This window comes from Undibacterium sp. TC4M20W (genome assembly GCF_049340245.1).
Lineage (GTDB): Bacteria > Pseudomonadota > Gammaproteobacteria > Burkholderiales > Burkholderiaceae_D > Undibacterium.
In genome coordinates this window covers 1-320 of the sequence record NZ_JBMPPI010000083.1, presented here as the reverse complement: position 1 = coordinate 320, position 320 = coordinate 1, and the positions used below count along the sequence as shown (strand labels likewise).

General features: G+C 50.0%; 1 protein-coding gene. It reads left to right on the top strand.

The features are described from left to right. Positions 1-320, top strand: a 320-nt coding sequence (locus ACO0LL_RS30375; protein WP_422954544.1) for a transposase, incomplete at both ends; no start/stop codon positions are given.

Below are 320 nucleotides of genomic sequence, written 5' to 3'. Positions count from 1 at the left end.
ACTCCCACGACGTGACTCAGTTGCTGCCGCTGGTCAAAGCCATACCCGCGATCGCAGGCAAACGAGGAAGACCTCTGCGAAAGCCAAAAATCTTGCAAGGAGATCGCGGTTATGATTCTGAGCCTATTCGCATTCTTTTGCGCCAACAAGCGATCATTCCTGAACTAGCAAAACGCCGCACTGCGCACGGTACTGGTTTGGGCAAAACACGTTGGGTGGTTGAGCGTTCGATTGCCTGGCTTCATTCTTACCGTCGTCTAAAAATGCGTTATGAGAAACTAGCTATGACACACGAAGCATTTCTTTCGTTGGCTTGTTCT